Raw genomic sequence first — 21,399 nt, 5'->3', positions numbered from 1 at the left:
GGCAGAGACTTCCGGTTCCACGTCGGTGCCGGGCAAGGGCTGTCCACACTCACTGGCACCGCACTCCGTTCGGCTTCGTGCGGCCCATCTGTCCGCATCCATGGGGAGATATCGTGACCGAGTCCGTCAGCCGGCTGCCCACCGCCGGAGAGTCCGTCTTCGACACCTATGAGCGAATCCGCGGCCGGGGGCCGCTCGTTCCGATCGAGCTGCCCGGGAACGTCGAGGCCTGGTTGGCGGTGAGTCACCAGGCGGTGAGCGAAATCCTCGCCGGTGACGGCACGCTGTTCAGCAAGAACGCCCGCAACTGCCCCGCACTGCACGACGGCACCATTCCCGCGGATTGGCCGCTGCGCGTGTTGACCGACATCGACCATCTGCTCAACAAGGACGGCGACGAGCACCGGCGAGTGCGCAGAACGATCGCCCAAGCGTTCACTCCCGGTCGAGTAGCCGCGCTCGAACCGCGAATCGAGCGGATCGCCGCCGAACTCATCGACGACCTTCGCGATCGCACCGGCGAGATCGACTTGGTCTCCGGTTTCACCACGCCCCTTCCGGTACGGGTGATCTGTGAACTGTTCGGCGTGGCCGCCGACGAACAACCGCAGATCCGGCGCTGGACCACGACGGTGGTTTCGCACACCAGCACAGGGGAGCAGACGCAGGCGGCGGTGCGGGAAATGCTCGCGTATCTCACCGAATTGCTCGGCCGCAAGCGGCGCACTCCCGGTGACGACCTGACTTCCGCTCTGTTGCAGGCCAACGACGAGAGCGGGTTGACCGACGACGAACTGGTCCAGACGTTGTGGTTGGTGATCATCGCCGGCCACGAGACGACGGTGCACTTGTTGGGCAACGCGGTCATCGCGTTGTGTTCGCATCCCGCGCAACTGGCCGAGGCCAGGGCCGAGCAGCGGTGGTCGGACGTCGTGGAGGAGGTTCTGCGTTTCCGTTCGTCGGCCTGCGTCATGTTCAATCGGTATGCGCTGCGGGACGTCACCATCGCCGGGGTAGATGTTCCCGCTGGCGCGATCGTGGGCTGGTACGCCGGGGTGGGGCGGGATCTACGACGGCATCCGGACGCCGATGTCTTCGATATCGATCACGATCACCGAGATCAATTGGCTTTCGGTCGAGGACCGCACTTCTGTCTCGGCGCACCTCTGGCGCGCCTGGAGAGTCGGGTCGCGCTGTCGACGCTGTTCAACAGCTTTCCCCCTGCTGCGCCTGGCGTGCGAGCCGGACGCCATCCCGCTCAGCCCGCAGTTCATCACTTGCGGGCCGCTCGTTCTGCCTGTGCTCCTCGGACCGATCGCGAGTTGAACGGTTTCCGGCCGGTAGTCGTCGGGCTGCCGAATGGGCCGGTATTCACGAACGCAGTAACTGCCTCACCCGCGCTGCCTCGCGGGTGAGGTGGTCGCGCTCCGGCGCAGCAGGATCTTCGGCGGGTGGACCTCGGTGTCGATGGTCAGGGCAACCATCGGGTTCTGGCGCAGGGCGGGCAGCTCGGGGGCGTTCTTCGTGGTGCACAGGACGATCTCCGAGCCGTTCCAGGTGAAGGCGATCGGGGATACTGTGCGGCGTGCCATCCGCCGCGACGTAGGCCAGGCGGGTCAGGTCGCGGGCCAGCAGCTTCTGGCTGATCGGCCGGTTCAGGATCTCGGTGATCTCGGTCGGTCGCATGGTGATCGCTCCTCCGTCGGCGTCGTCGAGCGGCATTCCGTGGCCGCTCGTATCCCTGGGACGGAGCCGGCCGGAGGTTCTCGACATCCGAGGCGGAAATTTCTCGAAAGTTCTTCGGGCCCGACCGCACCGTCTTATCGGTGGAAGGTTGCCTGGCGGTCGCTGCCGCCCCCTCGGCATCTTTGTCGAGGGTTTCGGCGCGTTACTCGCTGTTCGGCGTGGGTTTCGGAGCGCTCGCAGTGCTATCGCTGGGCGAGCTGTTGCGCGCTGGCGTAGGCGAGGTGGAGGAAGTCCGCGCCGGTCAACGCGGCCAGGGCGTCGGCGACCAGGCGGGTGGCGCGGGGCGCGAACACGTGACCGATGGTGAAGCCGGTGATCACCCAGACATCGAAGCAGAACGGGCAGGTGAGCAGCTCTCCGATGCTGTGTTTCCACCCGTCGGCGGCCTTGGGTTGCTCCATCACCTCGCCGGGGCCTCCGTCGCCGGTGGGGCGGGTGAACGGGGCGCGCAGGGGTGCGGTGATCGTGTCCTTGGTCGCGGTACGCGACAGCTTGTGTGCGGCGACCGCGGTGACCACCAACTCCTGCACGCTCATGGCCCGCGGCAGTTGCCGGTGGGTCAGCCTGCCGAGCAGAGCGACCACGGACACGGTGATGCCGAACATCGCCATCGTGGCGAGGTAGCCGCTCATCGAGCGTTGGTTGTCGGTCTCGGGGCGCCCTTCGACTGCGGTCATGCAGCGGGCATACCCGCACGAGCGGCTCTGACTCCCGAAGCTGTCCTGAACCCGACCGCTACCGCGCTACGCCGTATCCGTCCGATTCGAGCCCGGCACGCCGCGTGGCGGCAGGCAGCCGGGCGCGGATCTGGATGCCGGTGTCAGCGCCATTCGCCGATAGCCTTCACCTCCATGCCATCTTCTGGTTCGCACTCGCACGACCTCCGCGCTGTCGTCTTCGACTGGCGAGGCACTCTCGTCTCGGAACTTTCCCCCCAACGCTGGACGCAGGAAGCACTGCGACGGGCCGGACGCAGACACGACGACGCCGCCGCCATCGCCCTCCTCCAGGACATTCGAACAGCCGCCGGCCAGCCGAACCGCCTGCAATCACCGCAGGGAAACACGAGCGCCGCTCGTCACCGGGAGACCTACTACGCGGTGTTCGCGGACGCAGGACTCGACACCGAACTCTGCAACGCGCTTTTCGCAGTGGATTCCGATCCGACGTACAACCATTTCGCTGCCGACGCCGCGGCTACTCTCACCAGCCTGTTCGAGCTGGGCTACAAGATAGGTGTGCTCAGCAACATTCACTTCGACATTCGGCCGTTCTTCGCCGAGGCAGGGCTGTCCGATTCGATCGAAACTTTCGTCCTGTCGAACGAGCACGGGATCCAGAAGCCCGACCCTGCCATATTCCGCCTCACGTGCGAACAACTCGGCACTCGCCCCGCGGAAACCCTCATGGTCGGAGACCGGCCTTCCCGCGATGGCGCAGCCGTGGATGTCGGGATGCCCACCTTGCTCGTCCCTTCGTTGACCGATCCGCAGCGGCGTCAACTCCACCTGGTCAGCAACGCTCTCGGTGCCGATCATGTGCCGGGCGGATCCGATGTCACAGGTTCGGAGGGGTTCGCCGGCGTAGCGGAGCGCCGGACCACCCGACCGGCCGCGGCGCGCACCACCGCGCGCGGCGTCCACACTCCCCGGGGCCGGCGTCACGGCAGAATGATCGGATGATTGCGGGGATCGACGGCTCATGTTCAGCTCGAGGCCAACTGATGATCGGACTCGGACGGTACGCATCGCTGATGAGAACCCACCACGGGCTCCGAAGCCCACTCGTCATGGTCGCCGTGTGCGCGACCGCCGTTCTGTCGGCTTGCTCGTCATCGAGTTCGGAGGCAGATCTCACTGCCACCAGAGATCAGCCTTTGGTGATCTCGCTGGACGATCTGCTGGCCGAGACCGGCGGCAGCGCCGCGGTCGGGATCGCCGATCCGCAGCACGGCGCGATCACCCGGCGCACCGACGGTGCGGTGGTGTACACGCCGGCGGCCGGGTACAGCGGGCCGGACAGCATCACCGTGACCACCACCGACGCGGTGAAGTTGTTCACCCCCGATATTCCGCCGTTCGGTGAGTTCGGTGGCGTGAGCCTGCCGGGCAGCGGATACGGGTCGGCGTTCACGCCGGTCCCCGGATCGACCGACGAGTTCTATGGTCTCACCGACCGCGGGCCGAACGTGGACGGCAAAGTGAAGAACGAGAAGCTTGTTCCCGCACCGGCATTCACGCCCAGCATCGCCAAGTTAAAGCTGGTCGGCACCAGGGCGGTGCTGGAAAGCGTCATCCCCTTGAAGAATTCGGCGGGCCGCCCGTTCAACGGCCTGGTCGACATCTCCGCGGGCACCGGCGAGACCATGCGCGACCTCGACGGCGCCATCCTGCCGCCCACTGATCACGGCCTCGACACCGAGGGCCTGGTCGCCATGCCCGACGGCAGCTTCTGGGTGTCCGACGAGTACGGGCCGTTCCTTGTGCATTTCGGCGCCGACGGCACCGAGCTGGAACGGCTGGCGCCGGGCCGAGGTCTGCCCGGGGAGCTTTCGTTGCGCACTCCGAACCAGGGTATGGAGGGACTCACCGTCACGCCGGACGGCGGCACCCTGGTCGGCATCATGCAGAGCGCGTTGAACGAGCCGGGTGTCGCGTCGACGCGCGAGGTGCCCATGACCCGGATCGTCACCGTGGATCTGAAGACCCGGGAGGTCAGAGAATTCGTCTATCCGCTGGAGGAGCCGAAGCAGAAGCTCGCGGTCTCCGAGATCACGGCGCTGAGCAACACCACCTTCCTGGTCGACGAGCGCGACGGAAACAAAACGCCCAAGGCGAACAAGAAGCTGTGGACCATCGACATCACCGGCGCGACGGATGTCGGACCGCAGGCGAAGGTTGAGGGAGCGCAATACGATCCGCGGCTGGGCCTGCTGGTGGACGGAAAGCCACTGGAACTCTTGGTCGGTGCCGTGTCCACCGCCGATGGTGTCGCCACGCTGCGGAAGGCGGGCGTTATCCCTGTCACCAAGAAGTCCGGCCTGGACCTCGGTGGCCTGCTGGACGGCCTGAACGCCGACGGCAAGTTCTTCGGCCACGACAAGATCGAGGGCATCGCCACCCGTGACGGGGGCAAGACCCTCTACATCGCGGCCGACAGCGATTTCGGCGTCGAGGCCGCCACCGGCGATCAGCCGCCGTTCGGACTGAAGGCGAAACTCCTCGCCAACGGTATGCAGGACACCGGTGAGGTGCTGATGGTCGACACCACCGCACTCCCCGCCGAGACGCACGCGCGGACGATCACGATCACGGTGAAGTAGATCGCGCCAGGCTCCACGAAGCGCTGCACGACACCTCCGAAGTTCGGATCAAGGGAACTCGCCCTGTCCCACGACGGTAGCTCAGCAGTGGTTCTGCAGCTCGATCCTGGCCACGGCCTGAAATGCCTGTGGTGAAAAGGTTTTCTCGTTGTGGTGGTCTTTGTCCATATCCCAGGGGTATTGGACAGCCGAGGAAGGCAGATTGATGACGAACTTGCCGATATCGCCGCCGGGTGGCTTGTCGTTGATGATGTTGCCGAGATAGACGTGGTTCGCGTCGAACAGGGCGGCGTGCATGAGCCAGGCATCGTTGTCGGAACCACTGGTGACGAGAGCATGGAATTCCGCGATGCCGTCGTTGTGCAAGATCCAGCGCGCGCCATGGAACATCGTGCAGTCACCGGCCCTGATGTCGTGGTCCCAGGTGAAGACCTTCTCTGCGTCGGCATGGGCGGCGGGCATGGACGCGACGGCGGTTCCGGCGGCCAAGCCGACGCAGACGGCGAGCCGGATCAAGACGTGGCGGTACATTGCGGTCATCGTGGCGCTCCCCAGGAATAGTCAGTCTCGCTGACTAAAATTATCGGCACCCGTCCGGCGATCGTCAATAGCAGTCAAGTCGGCTTGCCCCGCTTGCTTACCGGTCGATCTGGGCCCGGGCCGTCCATTCTGCGACATCCCTGGTCACGTCGACGGTTCCCCGGTCCTTCGGACCGTAGAGCCGCCGCCAGATCTCCGGTAGATCGGAACCGAGTTCCAATGCGGCGGCGTAGCTTCCGTGCCCCGCGTAGAACTGGGCCAGGTTTCGCCGGGTCATGAGAGTGAACGGATGCTCTGTGCCGGAGACCTTCTCGCGCGTGGCCAGCACTTCGCGATACAAACGAGCGGCGCCATCGGGGTCACCGCAGGCCGCGGTCCACCTGGCGAGATTGTCCTTGGCCCACATCGTGTCGGTGTGCTCGGGTCCGAGCACGCTTTCGCAGATCGGCACGAGTTCCAGCAACTGCCGGCGCGCTCGTTCCGGGTCACCGGCTTCGCCGACCCACCGGGCGTACTGGTCGCGGGAGTGCAGTACGTCGGGATGGGTCGAGCCGAGCAATCTTTCGAGTTCCGGCAGGAAGGCGGTGTACTGATCACGCGCACCGACGATGTCACCGGCTTGGCCGGTACTGAAGCCGAGATCGGCGCGGATCCGCAGCTTCTCCCGTTCGTCCCGCTCCAAGTCCAGCAGCTCGGTGAGCATTGTCACCGCCCCCTCGGGATCACCCGTCTGGACGTGCCAGTTGGCCAGTTGCACGCGCGGCAGGAGAGTTTGCGGATGGTCGCGACCGAACATCGCGGTGCAATCCTCGACGAGCCCGGCGAACATCGCGCGCGCCGCGAACGGCTCACCGGCCTCGCCGGTCCATCGAGCCAGGCGGGCGCGGGCGGCCAACAGGTCCGGGTGTTGCGGCGGCAACGTGTCTTGGAAGGCCACCAGCCAGTTGGCCCAGGACGCCCGATTGTCGATCGGACGCCGGTGGGTGTCCGCCGCGTCCAGGAAAGCTATGGCGCGAGCGGAGTTTTCGCTGGCCAGATAGTGTCGGGGCGCTGCGGTGTGCGCGTAGGCATCGATATCCGAGCCGGTTACCGCGTCGAACGCGGCGGCGAGCGCGCTGTGCGCGTCGAACAGTGCGGTCGGCCATTGCGCGCAGACGATCTGTCGCAGCGGGCCGGTGAACGCCGCGTGTGACAGCCCGACTCTTTCGTTATCCAGACCCGGATGACCGCGTGCGACGAGCACGCCGAGGTCTACCACCACGTCGCGCAGTCGCGGCAACGGCACCGGCCACCCGAGCTGCTGGAGGGCTTCGCAGATCAGTGGCAGCGGCGCGGTCGGGCCGACGCCGACCGCCGCGAGCAGCGCGCCGACCGGCAGCGCGATCTCTTCGTGCACCCGACGCCGACGGGTCGCGTGGAATCTCGTCGCCACCAGGGAACTCAGGTCCGCGCCGTCGATGTCCGCATCGCGCCGATCGATCTCGGTGATCAATCGCGGGATCAACCATCCGCCGCGCACATCGTCGGGCAATTCGTGCAGCGTTCGGTCGAGCCGGTGAGGGATAGCGCCTTCGGTGAGGACCACCTCCGCCAGAACTTCTCGGACGGTGGGTGGTGGCAAGTGGACACGGCGGGCATGCGCGATATCCGGATGATCCACGACGTCGGTACCCGACCGGACGCCGACGATCACCCGCACGTGGCGCAGCCGTTCGTCGGTGGTCAACGTGGCGACGGCGGCGAGGACGCTGCTGCGGCATCCCTCTTCCGGCTGGTCGAGGCCGTCGATGAGGATGCGGATGCGTCGGCCCGCCTTCCGCATCCGATGCAGTGGCCGCACGATCTCGATCTCGAAGGCGCTGAACCGCTCCAGGTCGGTCAGCTCCGCCCGCACCGCGCGGCGGGCCGCGTCGAATTCGGCGCCGAAGCGTGCGCCGAGTTGGTCGCACAGCTCCAGAAGCACCGACTCGATGGTGCTCGTGACGTCCAGGAAGACGGCCGCGGTGACGAATTCGGCGGTCAACGAATCCAGCGTCTCCACCAGGCCCGGCCGGATGAGCAGCGACATCAGTGTCGATTTCCCGGCCCCGGCCGGTCCGATCAACGCCTGCAATCGATCGCCGCCCGCTTCGACGATGTCGGCGAGGGTTTCCTGCACATGCGAGGTCAAAGAGACGCTGCGCACCAGATGATCCACCAGGCCCGCCGCGGGTCTGCCGGTCACCGCGTCTCTGGACCGGGACCGGTTGGGCACCAGCCACAGGCCCTGGTCCCCGCGGCGCACCTGAGTGCCGTTGAAGGACAGATGCCGTGCGGTCTGCCGTTGGCACGCGGTGCTCAGCTCCGGTGTGAGGTCGGCACACAGCAGATTCGTTCCGCTGCCGGGTAGGCCGGTATCGAAGGTGCGCAACAGTGTTCGACTGAAACAGCCGTCGTATGCGTTGCCGTCGTCCGATGCGACCAGCAGTTCCATCCGTCCCGCGGTCTTCTCCAGCATCCGCACCCAGCGGTTCCCCGCGCCGATCGCGCCGGTACCGGCCTCGCACGCATCGACGAGGACGATGAGCCCGTCCAGTGCCCGCGTGTTGCCCAATTGCTCGGCTACGGCATTGACCAGGTTGAAGCCGGAATCGGAGTCCAGAGGCATTTCCGAGTCGGCGGCGAGTAGATAGAAATCCTCGTCGTTGGCGGTGAACCCGTGACCGATGAAGGCGATCAACAGCGTCGCTCCCAGCTCGTCGGCCTGCTGGAACGCGGCTTTGACACGCCGCTTGAGTTCGATGACCGTGGGGTCGACCAGGGGTCCGTCACCGATCGGTAGCCAATGGCCCACCGTGGTGAAAGCCGAGTAGAGCGCCGCGGCCAGCTCACCGGTGAACCCGAGTCGCGGGAATGCCGCGCACTCCGACGCGACAACCAGAGCCAGCCTCTCCGCCATGGAAGAACTATCGGGCAGGGCGACCCACGGGCACAACAGCGCTCGGCGGTAAGGACTGTGCGAACATGCCGGACACCGCGTCCGGACGAGGATCCGCCGCACCCGTCATGATCTTGTAGCCGGGACAGCGCACTCAGTGCGGAGTGACTGCTACTTCCCCTGTCCATCCACGAATAGAAACGTAGGTGACTGCCAATGCCGAAAATCGTGTTGTTCGGCGCCACCGGGTACACCGGCCGCCTGACCGCGGAAGCGTTGATCGCCCGCGGGGCCGCCCCCGTGCTGGCTGCCCGCAATTCCGCCGCGCTCGAGAAACTGGCCGCCGACCTCGGTGGCGCGGAGACCGCGGTCGCCGACGTGACCGAGCCCGACTCGGTACGGGCCCTGCTGGGCCGGGGCGACGTGCTGGTGACGACGGTCGGGCCGTTTCTCCGATACGGCGGGCCCGCACTGGCCGCGGCCGTGGCGGCGGGCGCGCACTACTTCGACTCCACCGGCGAAGGCCCATTCATCAGCACGGTGTTCGACCGCGACGAGGAGGCCCGCAAGGCGGGAGTGGGCCTGCTGACCGCGTTCGGGTTCGACTTCGTGCCCGGCAACCTGGCCGCCGGTCTCGCCTTACGCGAAGCGCCCGACGCCATCCGCGCCGACATCGGCTACTTCATCGCCAGCCCCGGTGCCAGCGGTGGCACCCGAGCGTCGATGGCCGGGATGCTGTTCGAACACGGCTTCGCCCTCCGCGGCGGCCGGATCGTGCCCGAGCGCACCGGCTCACGGATCCGCACCTTCGACGTCGCAGGCCGCCCGCGTACAGGAGTATCGATTCCCGGATCGGAACATCTCGCGCTGAGCCGCGCCTACCCGAAGCTGCGCGAGGCCGACGTCTACCTCGGCCTGCCTCCCGCGGCCGCTCGTGCCCTGCAGGCCGGATCCTTGCTCACCGGCGCGGTCGCGCGGGTGGAGCCGGTGAAGCGGCTGGCCGAAGGCGCGCTGGAACGCGTGGTGAAGGGCTCGACCGGCGGCCCTGGGCGCGAAGCGCGGGCACGCACGCGCTCTTGGGCGATCGCCGAGGCATTGGACGACACCGGCCGCGTCTTGGCGTCGGTGACCTTGGCCGGGGTCGATCCCTACGACTTCACCAGCGCGATCCTCGCCTGGGGCGCACAGGCCGCACTGGACGGCGGCCTGCTCGGCACCGGTGCGCTGGGCCCGGTCGAGGCGTTCGGTCTGGACGCGCTCACCGCCGCCGCGGCCGATGCGGGGTTCAGCCGGTAAGGCTCGCCGCCGCCCAATCGACAGCCTCCACGCGTCGCGAGGTGCGAAGACATTTCCAGCGGCGGCCGCAGGAGTGGTACGCGACGCGTATGCGCTGAGCGCCGATGTCGATGATGATCGGGCAACCGCTGAGCGGGTGGCTGCCCGGCATCGACAACCGTCGCGGTGAACGGCGAGTTCGCCGACCGGACGCACATCGGGTCTTGCCCCGCTCGCCGCGGGAGCTGATCCGCCACCGGATTCACCCTCGACTGTGTCCGGCGGTGGCACCCGCGGCAGGGTGCCTTACCGGGACCAACGGGCGTGACATTTTCGCGACCATTTCGTAATGTATCGGTGACCTGCTCTCGACAGTAAACCGGTAACCGACATAATGCCTGGCCAACACCGCAAACGAACCGCAGCCCGGAAGCTCACCGCTCTGGCTGTGTGCGGTGTCGCGGCAACTCTCGCCGTCGTGCTGTGGGCGGCGTTACGCCCGGTCCCGGCCGCTCAGCACGTGGCGGCGGTCGATTCACCGCAGTCGACCGCCGTCGAAGCCCGCCCGGTCCCGACCGTCGTTCCGCCGATGCCTCAGCCGGTGCCGGCCGCGGCGGCCGTCGAGCCACCCCCACCGTCGGAGAAGAACGCCGCACAGCACCCGCCCCCACCACCTCCCTCCGTCCCGTGCTCGACGGAACTCGCCGGTACGAGGCCGCACGTGGCAAGGGTGGGCAACATGCTCAAGAAGACGTTCGGCCTCACCGACGTCGGTGGCGCCGTCGGCCGTGCCGACGGCGACCACGGTGCCGGCCTGGCCCTCGACCTCATGACATCCGATTCCGCGCGCGGCGACGCGATCGCCGACTTCGTGCTGGCCAACAAGCAGCGTTTCGGTGTGACGTACGTGATCTGGCGGCAGCGGTACAACGACGGCAGCGGTTGGTCGTACCTGGAAGACCGCGGGAGCCCGACCGCCAATCACTACGACCATGTGCATGTGTCGTTCGAGAAGGCTGCCGAAGTGGACGTCACCTGCTGACTACGCACTGTTATGCGCCGACGGGTCGCGAGCACTTCCATCGGCCCGCCGGTCTGCGCCTGACCGCTTGCTTCCATCGACGTCACGACCTGGCGATCTCACCGGTGGGTAGCCGATCGCAGTGATATCGCGGCCCTCACTAGCATCGATCCGGCGAGAATACCGAGGAATCCGAGGACTGCGTTGACTACCGAACAACTTGACCGCTGGAACGCCCAGGAAGCCGCCGCCGAGGCGATGATTCCCATCATCGGCACGTTGTATCGGCGCAAAGGGGTGACGATCCTGCTGCACAGCCGGTCGCTGGTGAACAAGTCGGTGATCAGCATTCTGCGGACGCACCGCTTCGCGAGGCAGATCGAAGGCGAAGAGTTGTCGGTGGATCAGACCCTTCCTTTCCTGCAAGTGCTCAGCGAGTTGGATCTGGGCCCGTGCAAGATCGATATCGGTCAGTTGGTCATGACCTATCGCACCGACGATCGCGGACTGTCGATCCGCGAGTTCACCGCGGCGGTGCTGGCCGAGGTGACCAACGGCAACAAGGCTCAGTCGCCGGGCCCGAGGGACGTCGTTCTCTACGGCTTCGGCCGCATCGGTCGTCTGGTCACGCGCCTGCTTATCGAGAAGGCCGGATCGGGTAACGGTCTGAACCTGCGTGCCGTGGTGGTGCGCAGGGGAGGCGACGACGATCTGGCCAAGCGCGCGTCGCTGCTTCGCCGTGATTCGGTGCATGGCCACTTCAACGGCACAATCAAGGTCGATACCGGCAATGACACGATCACCGCGAACGGGAACGTGATCAAGTTCATCTACAGCGATGATCCGACGACGATCGACTACACCGAATACGGGATCGACGACGCCATCCTGATCGACAACACCGGCAGGTGGCGTGATCGTGACGGGCTGTCGCAGCATCTGCGCCCCGGCATCGCGAAAGTCGTGCTCACCGCACCCGGTAAGGGCGACGTTCCGAATATCGTGCACGGCGTGAACCACCGCAGCCTGGACCTGTCGCAGCGGATCTTCTCGTGCGCCTCGTGCACGACCAACGCGATCGTTCCGCCGCTCAAGGCCATGGACGACGAGTACGGCATCATCCGCGGGCACGTGGAGACGGTTCACTCGTTCACCAACGACCAGAACCTGCTGGACAATTACCACAAGGCGGACCGTCGCGGCCGGTCCGCGCCGTTCAATCTCGTGCTCACCGAAACCGGTGCCGCGTCCGCGGTCGCGAAGGCGATGCCGGACTTCAAAGCCAAGATCACCGGGAACTCGATTCGCGTCCCCACCCCTGACGTATCGGTCGCGATCCTGAACTTGCAGCTGGAGCGCAAGACGACGAAAAGCGATGTGCTCGAGTACCTGCGTCAGGTTTCGCTTGCCGGGCCGTTGAGCCGGAACCTCGATTACACCGCCGCCACGGACGTGGTTTCCAGCGACTTCATCGGATCGCGCGCCGCATCGATCATCGATGCCAATGCCACGATCGTCGAGGACGACACCGCGATCCTGTATGTCTGGTACGACAACGAATTCGGCTACTCGTGCCAGGTCGTGCGGACGGTGCAGTACATCTCGGGCATCGAGTATCCGACCTACCCGCAGATCAGCGCTCGACTGGAGCACACCGACGACACTCGCGTGCCGACTGCGACCGCCGCGCGGTGACTGCCGCGATGGATGTCGCCGACTCTGCTGCCGGGGGATAAACGACCGGCCGCGGGAAGTATCACTGGGTCGTCGCGTGTTGCTTCCCGCGGAGAGGGTCGGGCAACTGGTGGTGATGATCAGTCGGCCGGCACGGTATCCGGCACGACCACAGTGGAGCGCATCTCGGCCACTTCGGCGCGCAGCGCTCGGATCTCGGCGACGAGTTCGGTGATCTCCCGATCGGTATTCTCCACATTCGCCTCGACACTCTTCAGCTGATCCATCACCCAACTGGTAGTGGTGCCGATCGCGAAACTGATGAGGCCGATGCCGAGGGTCATCAGGATCAACGAGATCAAACGGCCTTCGGTCGTCACCGGATACACGTCGCCGTACCCGACGGTGGTCACTGAGACCATCGACCACCACAGCGCGTCACCGAAATTGTGGATCTTGCTGTCGGCCGCCCCGTACTCCGCGTCGAAGAACGCCAGACTGCACAGCAGCAGGAGCAGTATCGAACTGGCGCCGACGAACACCGCGAGCCTGGCTCTGGTCGTCGTGTTCCGGTTCAACGTGCCGATCACGAGCATGGCTGCGCGCAGCAGCCGCAGCGGGCGAAGCGGCGGCAGCACCACGATCAAGAAGTCGACCGGGTGGGTACGCAGGAACCGCAAGCGGCTCCCGGACAGCCACAACCGCACCGCGAAGTCCAGCGCGAACGCCGCCCAGATCATCACGTCGACCCGGGTAAGCCAGGCGTCCAGACGAGGTGAGGCCTCGATATCGAGCACCTGCCAGGCATAGACGCCGAGGAATACGACGGCCAGCACCATCATGGGAATGCCGGTCGTCCGCTCCCAGGATTCCCTGCGTGTGAACTCGGATTGTGTTTCGGGCATCGGACTACCTGTGTCGCTCGGCCGCGGCGTCGGCGACACCGCAGGTTCGACCGGTGGGATTCCGCGAGAGTCCGGCCGCTTCTCACGCTGATTCTCACACGGAGCCCGAGACGCCGTGCTGACCCCGGTCGGCATTCCAGCGTGTTCGGAGCGGGAGCCCGACATCTTTCCGGCGTGTCGCTGGATGTTTGCGCATGGGGTTGGATTTGAATGCAGGCTGGCTGGTCGACGAATGCCCGCGAACTACCCGTGGAGGTCGAGATCGTGATCGGGCGGTTGTTTTGTTTCCCGGGCGGCAGGTTCAGCGGTGTAGCACGGGCCCTCGGTGCCGTCTGCGCCGTGGCCCTGGGGCTGATCCCGGCGACGATGGCGACCGCGGAGCCACTGTATCCGCGGCCCGATCCCGACCCGTTCTATGCCGCCCCGGCGGATCTGGCGGCATATCTGCCAGGTGATGTGCTCGGTGAACGGGCGCTGCCGCCGCTGGCGATCTTCCCCGGCTCCAGCGTCACGCTGGTCAAATTCCGGTCCACCAATTCCCGCGGAGCACCGATCGCGGCGACGACCACGGTTCTCACGCCGTTCGGCCGCCGGCCGGGTGGGCCACTGCTGTCTTATCAGCACTTCATCAATGCGCTCGGCACCGACTGCGCCCTTTCGCACAAACTGTACGGCGACGATCTGAACCTGACGGTGACCACGCCGATCTTGAACGTGGCGCTGGCGCAGGGCTGGAGCGTCGCGCTGCCGGATCACCTCGGACCGCAATTCGCTCTCGGGGCCGCGCGTTTGGGTGGCCAGATCGTACTGGACGGCATCCGGGCGGTGAAGCGGCTGCCCGCACTCGCCGTGCCGTCCAGCCCAACGGTGATGGCCGGCTACTCGGGCGGCGGCCTTGCCACCGCATGGGCGGCCGCGTTGCAGCCGGCGTACGCACCGGAGCTGGAACTCGCGGGCGCGGCCATCGGCGGCGCACCGATGAATCTGCTGACTATGGCCGAGGCGCTGGGCTTGAACCCGCACCCTTCGTTCGGGTTGGCCATGGCAGCGGCGATCGGTCTGGAGCGAGAGTACCCGGATCGGCTGCCGATCAGCGCGCATCTCAACCCGCGTGGCCTCGAAGTCGGCAAGGCCATGGCAAACAGCTGCAGCAATGAAATCTTGATTTCGGGCCTGGACGGCAGCGCCCGGGACTACATCACAGACACCTGGATCTTCGACAGTCGCGAAGCCCGCTCGGTGGTGGAGGAGAACAGCCTCGAATTGTACGTCGGCGTGCCGGAAACACCGATCTTCGAATGGCATTCGCCGGAGGACCAGCAGATTCCGGTCGATGCCATCGAGAACACCCTCCGCCGTTGGTGCACGGCAGGGGTGCGGGTGCAGACGCTGCGGGTGCCCTCGGTCGAACTGGGCCCCGCGCTCGAGCATTTGTCCCCCGCGGTACTGGGTGCGCCCGCGGTAATGCAATGGCTCGACGCTCGGGTTCGCGGAGAGCCTGCCCCCAGCAACTGCTGACACGCGGCTATGCGGGCATCAGCGGTGATCGGCGCAGACAAGTCGGACCACCCCGTCGTCATCCGGCAGGCCGGGTCGGGGCAACCAGTGGGCTGGACGGTATCCGCGATTCGGTTGGTGCCACGCTCGAGCACCGCCCATACTGCGGGGTCGCCTCCCCATAACCCGCGCACCGTGATCGGCTACCTGCTCCCGAGTGCGTTGCAGGCCTGCGTAGATGGCCCGTCACGATCGACGACCGTCCCAAGCATGGCAGCGCTGGGCGGCAGAGGCGTTCCACCCGCCACAGCCATGGCGCGATCTGCTGGGAGCGGCCGTCCGCTCAGCGGTCTGCGGCGCCGGTGCGGGCGAGGACTACACCTACGGCCGGCCGGCGCGGCGCTCGGCCGGGGTGCCCGGCGTGGTGCTGCCGAGTCTGCGGCGAACGCCACCTCGGGTCTCGGTGCTCATCGACACATCCGGGTCGGTCAGTGACACCGAACTGGGCAGCGCGCTGCTCGAAGTGGCGGCCATCTCCCGTGCCGTGGGCGGCCGCCGCGACCTGGTCACCGTGCTGCCGTGCGACGCGGCGGCCAGGATCGTGCACCCGCTGTGTCGTGCCGAGCGAATACCGCTGGTGGGCGGCGGAGGCACGGACCTGCGCACCGGCATCGCCAAAGCGCTGCGAACCCAACCCCGCCCCGACGCCCTCGTGATCCTCACCGACGGCCAGACCCCCTGGCCGGCCCGACGACCACCCTGCCGGACAGTGGTGGGCCTGTTCCGGCGGCAGAAGGACACTTCGTGGCGCGAACAGGACCCCGATTACGTTCCGGACGCGCCGCCCGCATGGGCTCGGGTAGTCGATATCGGGTAGGTGCCCGCTGATGAGGGTCTTCCTGACCGAAATGGCCGTACGCCGGCAAGTCGCCACCACATTAGGTGGGACTCGTCGGCGTACGGCCACGGCGATCGGATCATCCGGCCAGGCGCGCCTCGATGGCCTCGATGATGCGCGGGCGCAGTTCGGAGGCGCGGATGACGGCGTCCACCGAACCGACCTCGACAGCGCGCCGGATATCGTGCACGCGGTCGAATTCCGCGGCCACATCGGCGAGCTTCTCGGTCCGGACCGACGACCGGATCTCGTCGAGTTCCGCGGTCAAGGACGCGCGCTCGGTGCCGGATGCGATCGCGGCGCGCGCTTCCAGGTCCCGCACCCGCGGATCGGCCGCGGTGCGGGTGTCGACCTCACCGGCGAACACCACCGCGGCGGCCGGAGCGCCACCGAGCACCGAGGCGAAGGAGCCCTCCAGCGCGAGCACGGTCATGTTCGGGTTCAGCGCCTTCGAGAACACCACGAACGCGCCGCCGTGATACCGGGAGATCACGCAGAACACGATGGGGCCGCGGAAGTTCACGATCGCGCGCCCGATCTCGGCACCGTACTCGAGCTGCAGCTTCCGCATCGACTCGGGCGAGCCGTCGAAGCCGGACAGGTTTGCCAGCACAACCAGCGGTCGATTACCACTGGCCGCGTTGATCGCCCGCGCGGCTTTCTTCGACGACCGTGGGAACAGTGTGCCCGCGGTGTAGGTGTCCGGGCCGTCGGTGGACGGGAAGCCGCGTCGCGGGACACCCCGCGACTCGATGCCCAGCAGGCATACCGGGATGCCACCGACATGCGCGTCCTGCACCACCGCGGTCTCGGCGTCGGCCATGCCCGCCCACCGCTCCAGCACCGGGTGGTCCTGGTCGGACAGGGCCCGCATCACGGTCCGGATATCGAACGGCTTCTTGCGGTCCCGGTTCTTCGCGGCGGAGAAGATCTCGCCGACGGTCGTGAAGTCGCTGTCCGCCGCGACGTGCGGGAAGTCGGAGACATCGCGATCGATGGGGTCGCTGGTCTGCGCTCGCCGCGGCGTCTGCTCGCCGGGCGCGACGTAGGTGTGGTCGTAGTGCGACATCAGCACGTCCCGCGCGGCGGTCAGGTTCGGCGCCCAGTACTGCGCCTGCCCGTTGGGACCCATCACCCGGTCGTAGCCGCCGATGCCGAAGTTGTCCTCGGCCGACACACCGCCGGAGAAGTCGAGCGCCTGCTTGCCGGTGAGCACCATCGCGGAGTCCGGCGTCATCACCAGGATGCCCTTGGTGTGCATGAGCATCGTCGCCTCGGCGTTCCAGTACGGCTGCGCGCCGACATTGATGCCCGCCACCACGATGTTGATCTCGCCGCCGTCCTGGGTGAACTCGACGATGCGCTTGAGCGCCGCCGCCACCCAGTCCATGTTCTCCGTGCCGGACCGCATCGAGATCCGCGCGCCGGAGGACAGCGCGTACCACTCCAACGGCACCTGCATCCGTTCGGCGAGGTCCAGCGCGGCGATCACGCGGCGGCACTCCGGCTCCGACAGCGCGCCCAGCGACTTCGTCGGATCACCGAGCAGCGCCACCCGCGTCACGCCCTGCGGATGCCGCTCGGTCGGCGTGGTGACCACACCCGCGACGAGGGCCGCGGTGTTGCGCCCCTTGGGCCGGTCGACCGGTACCAGCGTGTGGTTCTCGTCGAGGTCGTACTCGGCGAAATCACCGAGCAGACCGGTCAGTTCGTAGGGGTACACGGTGTTGCGGCTGCTCGCCCGCAGCACCTTCTGCCGATACTCGTCCAGCGGCTCGACCGGCTCGTCGGTGGGTTCGCCGACGGTCACCTCGGTACTGCCGGTGGCGCCAAAGGAGATGCGGACGGCGATCTTGGTCAGCTCGCCGGTGCCCGGGTCCCGCTGCCGCGCGATGAGCAGGATCTCCTCCAGCCCGGCGCCCGCGGCGGTGGGCAGCACGTGTCCGCCGATGGTCTGGAGTTCGGCCCGGGTGACGTCGATCGGCGGCCAGATGTACATCACGATGCGGTTGGTGTTGAAGCGTTTCGCCGACGGCCGCTGCGACTGTGCCCGGCGGATCGAGTCGACGCAGGTGGCGATGGTGCTCTCGGCCGTGGGCAGCGCGAGCAGCCTGCCGTCGTGCTCGCGCAGCGCCGCCAGGTCACGCACCTGCGCGAACGCGATGAGCCGATCGTCGGCCGGGTTCTCCTTCGCGACGCACCGGAACAGGTAGATCTCGTCGTCGTCCGAGGACGGCAGCCTGGTGAGGTCGAACTTGCGCAGCCGCTCCAGCTGCATCCGCTGCGCGATATAGGGATGCAGGCCGCGGATCAGCCGCTCCTCGGCCATACCGGTGGCCGACGGGCGGAAGGTGAAGTGGTGGTGCATCACGGCGCCGCCGCTGCCCGCGACCGTGGCGGTGATGCGGTGCACCTGGCTCGGCCACTGGTGGGTGCCGATGACCTCGTGCAGCGCCGCCGCCATCGCGTCGAAGTCGCCGGGCTGCTTCTCCCAGCTGAGGTAGATGTCGGCGTCGATGGACGTGGCGCCCGCGGCCAGTTCGGTGAGCCCGCGCAGCGCGGTGTCGAGCGCGTCGAAGCTCACCGCGGTGGACACCAGGCTCGAGCCCGCTCGCTCGGCGATCACGAATGTGCAGCCGCCCACCTCGTGGGTGTGCACGCCGGTGAGCCCCTTGTTGCCGTAGTACCGGCGGGTGAGCACCTCCAGCATGACGGTGTGGTCGGGGTAGCCGCGCTCCAGTCGCTGGCCGAGCAGTCGCACCAGCGGTTCGGTGCTGCGCACCATGTCGGAGATGCGCTCGGCGCGATCGGGGGAGCTCGGGTGCGCGTCCAGGTGGCGCAGGTGCCTGCGGACGTTGGTGTACACGCGAGCGCGATTACGCCGCAGCAGCGGCTGGCCGTACCAGGCGAACACCAGGCCGCGGGTGAGATCGGCGATCACGGGGAAGCGCACCTGGGTCGTGGCCACGAGCCGCTCCAGCACGAGACCGACGGGCTCGCGCAGCGCCCGGTCCGGAACCGGCTCCCGCAGCCACTCGCGCAGCAGTGTGGTGATGACCGCGGCGGTGTCGGACGGGCGTTGCTGGGCGAGGAAGATCCGGAAGACCGCGGCTTCCAGGTCGGGGGTGCGCTCCAGATCGGTGATCCCGTAGTGCCCGAGCGCCAGGGCGAGCTTGGCCTGGTAGGACTCGGGCAACCCGGCCCGCTCGACGTCGAGACTCTGCAGATAGGTGTGGAAGTACTCGCGGGCACTGTGGACATGGCCCTGGCCGCCGTCCTCGTCCCACGACCGGTTGTGGGTCAGCTCGGCGAGGTCGGCGAACACTTCCACCAGCTCGAGTTCCTCGGCCAGCGGCCTGCGGTTGTCCGCGATGGCAGCCCGGCGCGCGGTGAGGTATTCGTCGAGCACCCGGCGGTCGTCGTGCGGGTCGACGTCGAAGCCGAGCAGCAGACTGCGCAGGTCCTGCTGACCGCGGGTGGTGCGCTCGTGCGGCTCGACCTGACCGGGCTCGCCGGGCAGGTCCAGTTCCACGGACTCGGTCGCCGCGGGGGCCTCGGCCTCGTCGTCCTCGGCGATCGGCTCCAGCCGCAGCAACGGCGCCCCGGTCTCCACCTGGGTGCCGACGGAGACGCCGCACTCCTTCAAGCGAGCGCGGAACGGCGCGCGCAGCACCGTTTCCATCTTCATGCTCTCCAGCACGAGCACCGGCGCGCCCGCCTCGACCTCGGCGCCGACCTCCAGCGGCGTGGCGACGACAAGGGCGGGTGCGGGGGAGCGGACGACACCGCCTTCGTCGCGGCTGATCCGATGCGTCACACCGTCGACGTCGATCAGGTGGATCGGCCCGTGTGTGCCGATGGTCAAGCGGTAGCGGGCGCCGTTCACCACGATCTGCCCGGTGTGCCGATCGAAGCGCTCGAGGTCGACGTCCGCGGTGCGGATTTCGCCGCAGGCCTCGATGCCGATGCGGAACCGATGGGCACCGATGCGCGCGACGCGCACGCGGTAGCTCGCGCCGCGCAGTTTCAGGTCGAGCGGCCTGCCGCTCTCGTGCTGTACCTGGGGACGTCCACCGGACGCGGTGGACAGCAACCGGTGCCGCTGAACCCGCTCCTCCTCCTCGTAGGCCTCGATGGCGGCGGCCGCGAGCGCGACGGCCGAGTGGCGATGCGAGACGAGGCGGCCCTCGCCGCGGACGCGGTCGATCCAGCCGGTGTCGGCGCTGGCGTCGATCACCTCGGGCTGGTTGAGCAGGTCGAGCACGAAGCTCTTGTTCGTCGCGCCGCCTTCGATGACCACCCGGGTCTGCGCCACCGCCCGGCGCAGCCTGCCCAGTGCTTCGTCACGGTCGCGGCCGTAGGCGATGATCTTGGCGATCATCGAGTCGAAGTCGGCGGGAATCGTGTCGCCCTCGCTGACGCCGGTGTCGACGCGGATACCCGGACCGGCAGGCAGGTTCAGGCGCGCGATGCGGCCCGGGGCGGGGGCGAAGTCGCGGTCGGGGTCTTCGGCGTTGAGCCGGGCCTCGATGGCGTGCCCGCGCTCGACCGGGGGTTCGCCCTCGAGCCTTCCTCCTGAGGCCACCAGCAACTGCGCCCGGACGAGGTCGAAACCGGTGGTGTATTCCGTGATCGGATGCTCGACCTGCAGGCGGGTGTTGACCTCGAGGAACGCGAAGAGATCATCACCGGGGTGGTAGAGGAACTCGACGGTCGCTGCTCCGCGGTAACCCACCGCGATCGCCAGCCGCTCGGCCGAGGCCTTCAGTTCGGCTGCCTGCTCGGGGCTCAGCACCGGTGACGCCGACTCCTCGATGATCTTCTGGTTGCGCCGCTGAACCGAGCAGTCGCGGACACCCAGCGCCCACGCGGTTCCCTGGCCGTCGGCGATCACCTGGACCTCGACATGCCGGGCACCGGTGACGAGCCGCTCCAGGAAGACCACACCACTGCCGAACGCCCGAGCTGCCTCTTGGCGAGTGCGCTCATAGGCGTCGACGAGTTCGGCTTCATCGGTGATCACCCGGATACCGCGTCCGCCGCCGCCCGCGGTCGCCTTCAGCATCAGCGGGTAGCCGATCTCGGCCGCGGACGCCAAGGCGGCGTCCACGGTCTCGACCGGACCGCGGCTCCAGGGCGCGACCGGCACGCCGACCTCCTCGGCGATCAGCTTCGCGCCGATCTTGTCGCCGAGCTTGCGCATCGCCTCCGGGCTGGGGCCGATGAAGGTGACACCGATCTGTTCGCACAGCTCCGCGAACGCCGGGTCCTCCGCGACGAAACCCCAGCCGACCCAGGCGGCGTCGGCGCCGGTCTCCACGAGCGCCCGCTCGAGCGCCTTCAGGTCCAGGTACGGGCGCTCGGACGCCGGGCCGAGGTCGTAGGCGATGTCGGCTTCTCGCACGAACGTCGCGTGGCGGTCGACGTCGGTGTGCAGGGCGACGGTTTCGATCGGCAGCGCGGTCTCCGCAGCCAGATCTCGGACGGCGTGGATGAGGCGCATGGCGGCCTCGCCCCGGTTCACGATGGCAATGCGGCTGAACACTTGCCGGTTCCTTCCTCTCCTAAGCGTTGGCCCGGTCGGGCGAGGTGTGTGACACCCGG

Annotated in this window: 13 protein-coding genes and 1 pseudogene; 8 read left to right on the top strand and 6 right to left on the bottom strand. The window is 67.5% G+C overall.

Annotation, left to right across the window (positions count from 1 at the left end; translation table 11 throughout):
- Window positions 1-113 precede the first annotated feature (113 nt).
- Window positions 114-1,415 (top strand): cytochrome P450, encoded by a 1,302-nt coding sequence (locus tag ABZ803_RS14415; protein WP_357037137.1) that lies wholly within the window; start codon window positions 114-116, stop codon window positions 1,413-1,415.
- Here the strand turns inward: ABZ803_RS14415 and ABZ803_RS14410 are convergent.
- On the bottom strand, window positions 1,392-1,592 hold the full coding sequence (locus ABZ803_RS14410; protein ID WP_357037135.1) for a hypothetical protein: 201 nt from the start codon (window positions 1,590-1,592) through the stop codon (window positions 1,392-1,394). The two genes, ABZ803_RS14415 and ABZ803_RS14410, sit on opposite strands and share 24 nt — an antisense overlap.
- A 336-nt stretch (window positions 1,593-1,928) precedes the next feature.
- Window positions 1,929-2,423, bottom strand: a complete 495-nt coding sequence (locus tag ABZ803_RS14405) for a DUF1360 domain-containing protein (protein ID WP_357037132.1) — start codon at window positions 2,421-2,423, stop codon at window positions 1,929-1,931.
- Between the two features lie 174 nt (window positions 2,424-2,597).
- On the opposite strand from ABZ803_RS14405, the gene ABZ803_RS14400 reads away from it, so the two are divergent.
- Both ABZ803_RS14400 and ABZ803_RS14395 read left to right on the top strand, forming a co-directional pair.
- Window positions 2,598-3,428 carry an HAD family hydrolase gene (locus tag ABZ803_RS14400; protein ID WP_357037129.1) on the top strand — a complete coding sequence of 277 codons (831 nt, stop codon included), beginning with the start codon at window positions 2,598-2,600 and terminating at the stop codon, window positions 3,426-3,428.
- A 41-nt stretch (window positions 3,429-3,469) separates the two neighbouring features.
- Entirely contained in the window at window positions 3,470-5,068 is a 1,599-nt protein-coding gene (locus ABZ803_RS14395) for an esterase-like activity of phytase family protein (protein WP_357037126.1), read from the top strand.
- Window positions 5,069-5,149: 81 nt separating this feature from the next.
- Here ABZ803_RS14395 and ABZ803_RS14390 read toward each other — a convergent pair whose 3' ends face one another.
- Both ABZ803_RS14390 and ABZ803_RS14385 read right to left on the bottom strand, forming a co-directional pair.
- Window positions 5,150-5,599 carry a DUF6294 family protein gene (locus tag ABZ803_RS14390; RefSeq protein WP_357037123.1) on the bottom strand — a complete coding sequence of 150 codons (450 nt, stop codon included), beginning with the start codon at window positions 5,597-5,599 and terminating at the stop codon, window positions 5,150-5,152.
- Window positions 5,600-5,705: 106 nt separating this feature from the next.
- Window positions 5,706-8,546 carry a tetratricopeptide repeat protein gene (locus ABZ803_RS14385; RefSeq protein WP_357037120.1) on the bottom strand — a complete coding sequence of 947 codons (2,841 nt, stop codon included), beginning with the start codon at window positions 8,544-8,546 and terminating at the stop codon, window positions 5,706-5,708.
- Between the two features lie 195 nt (window positions 8,547-8,741).
- Between ABZ803_RS14385 and ABZ803_RS14380 the strand changes: the two genes are divergently transcribed.
- From ABZ803_RS14380 to ABZ803_RS14370, 3 genes are all read left to right on the top strand, one after another.
- Window positions 8,742-9,821 (top strand): saccharopine dehydrogenase NADP-binding domain-containing protein, encoded by a 1,080-nt coding sequence (locus ABZ803_RS14380; RefSeq protein ID WP_357037117.1) that lies wholly within the window; start codon window positions 8,742-8,744, stop codon window positions 9,819-9,821.
- 373 nt (window positions 9,822-10,194) lie between these two features.
- Window positions 10,195-10,842, top strand: a complete 648-nt coding sequence (locus ABZ803_RS14375; protein ID WP_357037114.1) for a hypothetical protein — start codon at window positions 10,195-10,197, stop codon at window positions 10,840-10,842.
- Between the two features lie 183 nt (window positions 10,843-11,025).
- The gene (locus tag ABZ803_RS14370) at window positions 11,026-12,516 is read left to right on the top strand and encodes a glyceraldehyde-3-phosphate dehydrogenase (RefSeq protein WP_357037111.1); all 1,491 of its coding nucleotides are present in this window, start codon (window positions 11,026-11,028) and stop codon (window positions 12,514-12,516) included.
- 119 nt (window positions 12,517-12,635) lie between these two features.
- Here ABZ803_RS14370 and ABZ803_RS14365 read toward each other — a convergent pair whose 3' ends face one another.
- The gene (locus tag ABZ803_RS14365; protein ID WP_357037108.1) at window positions 12,636-13,400 is read right to left on the bottom strand and encodes an ion channel; all 765 of its coding nucleotides are present in this window, start codon (window positions 13,398-13,400) and stop codon (window positions 12,636-12,638) included.
- A gap of 366 nt (window positions 13,401-13,766) precedes the next feature.
- On the opposite strand from ABZ803_RS14365, the gene ABZ803_RS14360 reads away from it, so the two are divergent.
- Window positions 13,767-14,918 carry a lipase family protein gene (locus tag ABZ803_RS14360; RefSeq protein WP_357037198.1) on the top strand — a complete coding sequence of 384 codons (1,152 nt, stop codon included), beginning with the start codon at window positions 13,767-13,769 and terminating at the stop codon, window positions 14,916-14,918.
- 244 nt (window positions 14,919-15,162) lie between these two features.
- A pseudogene (locus ABZ803_RS14355) lies at window positions 15,163-15,774 on the top strand (VWA-like domain-containing protein); the annotation flags it as partial.
- A 100-nt stretch (window positions 15,775-15,874) separates the two neighbouring features.
- Here the strand turns inward: ABZ803_RS14355 and ABZ803_RS14350 are convergent.
- Window positions 15,875-21,340 carry a carboxyl transferase domain-containing protein gene (locus tag ABZ803_RS14350; protein ID WP_357037105.1) on the bottom strand — a complete coding sequence of 1,822 codons (5,466 nt, stop codon included), beginning with the start codon at window positions 21,338-21,340 and terminating at the stop codon, window positions 15,875-15,877.
- Between the last annotated feature and the right edge of the window lie 59 nt (window positions 21,341-21,399).

Origin of the sequence: Nocardia sp. NPDC047648 (assembly GCF_040642815.1) — a bacterium.
In the GTDB taxonomy this organism is placed as follows: Bacteria; Actinomycetota; Actinomycetes; order Mycobacteriales; family Mycobacteriaceae; genus Nocardia; species Nocardia gamkensis.
Note: the sequence above shows the minus strand (reverse complement) of the source record. Positions and strands in the feature narration are given on the sequence as shown.

Excerpts from the sequence above, each read along its gene's own strand:
- ABZ803_RS14410 (WP_357037135.1), bottom strand. The coding sequence starts at position 1,592 with ATGGCACGCCGCACAGTATCCCCGATCGCCTTCACCTGGAACGGCTCG.
- ABZ803_RS14405 (WP_357037132.1), bottom strand. The coding sequence starts at position 2,423 with ATGACCGCAGTCGAAGGGCGCCCCGAGACCGACAACCAACGCTCGATG.
- ABZ803_RS14375 (WP_357037114.1), top strand. The coding sequence starts at position 10,195 with ATGCCTGGCCAACACCGCAAACGAACCGCAGCCCGGAAGCTCACCGCT.
- ABZ803_RS14400 (WP_357037129.1), top strand. The coding sequence starts at position 2,598 with ATGCCATCTTCTGGTTCGCACTCGCACGACCTCCGCGCTGTCGTCTTC.
- ABZ803_RS14360 (WP_357037198.1), top strand. The coding sequence starts at position 13,767 with ATGGCGACCGCGGAGCCACTGTATCCGCGGCCCGATCCCGACCCGTTC.
- ABZ803_RS14385 (WP_357037120.1), bottom strand. The coding sequence starts at position 8,546 with ATGGCGGAGAGGCTGGCTCTGGTTGTCGCGTCGGAGTGCGCGGCATTC.
- ABZ803_RS14395 (WP_357037126.1), top strand. The coding sequence starts at position 3,470 with ATGATCGGACTCGGACGGTACGCATCGCTGATGAGAACCCACCACGGG.
- ABZ803_RS14365 (WP_357037108.1), bottom strand. The coding sequence starts at position 13,400 with ATGCCCGAAACACAATCCGAGTTCACACGCAGGGAATCCTGGGAGCGG.
- ABZ803_RS14390 (WP_357037123.1), bottom strand. The coding sequence starts at position 5,599 with ATGTACCGCCACGTCTTGATCCGGCTCGCCGTCTGCGTCGGCTTGGCC.
- ABZ803_RS14380 (WP_357037117.1), top strand. The coding sequence starts at position 8,742 with ATGCCGAAAATCGTGTTGTTCGGCGCCACCGGGTACACCGGCCGCCTG.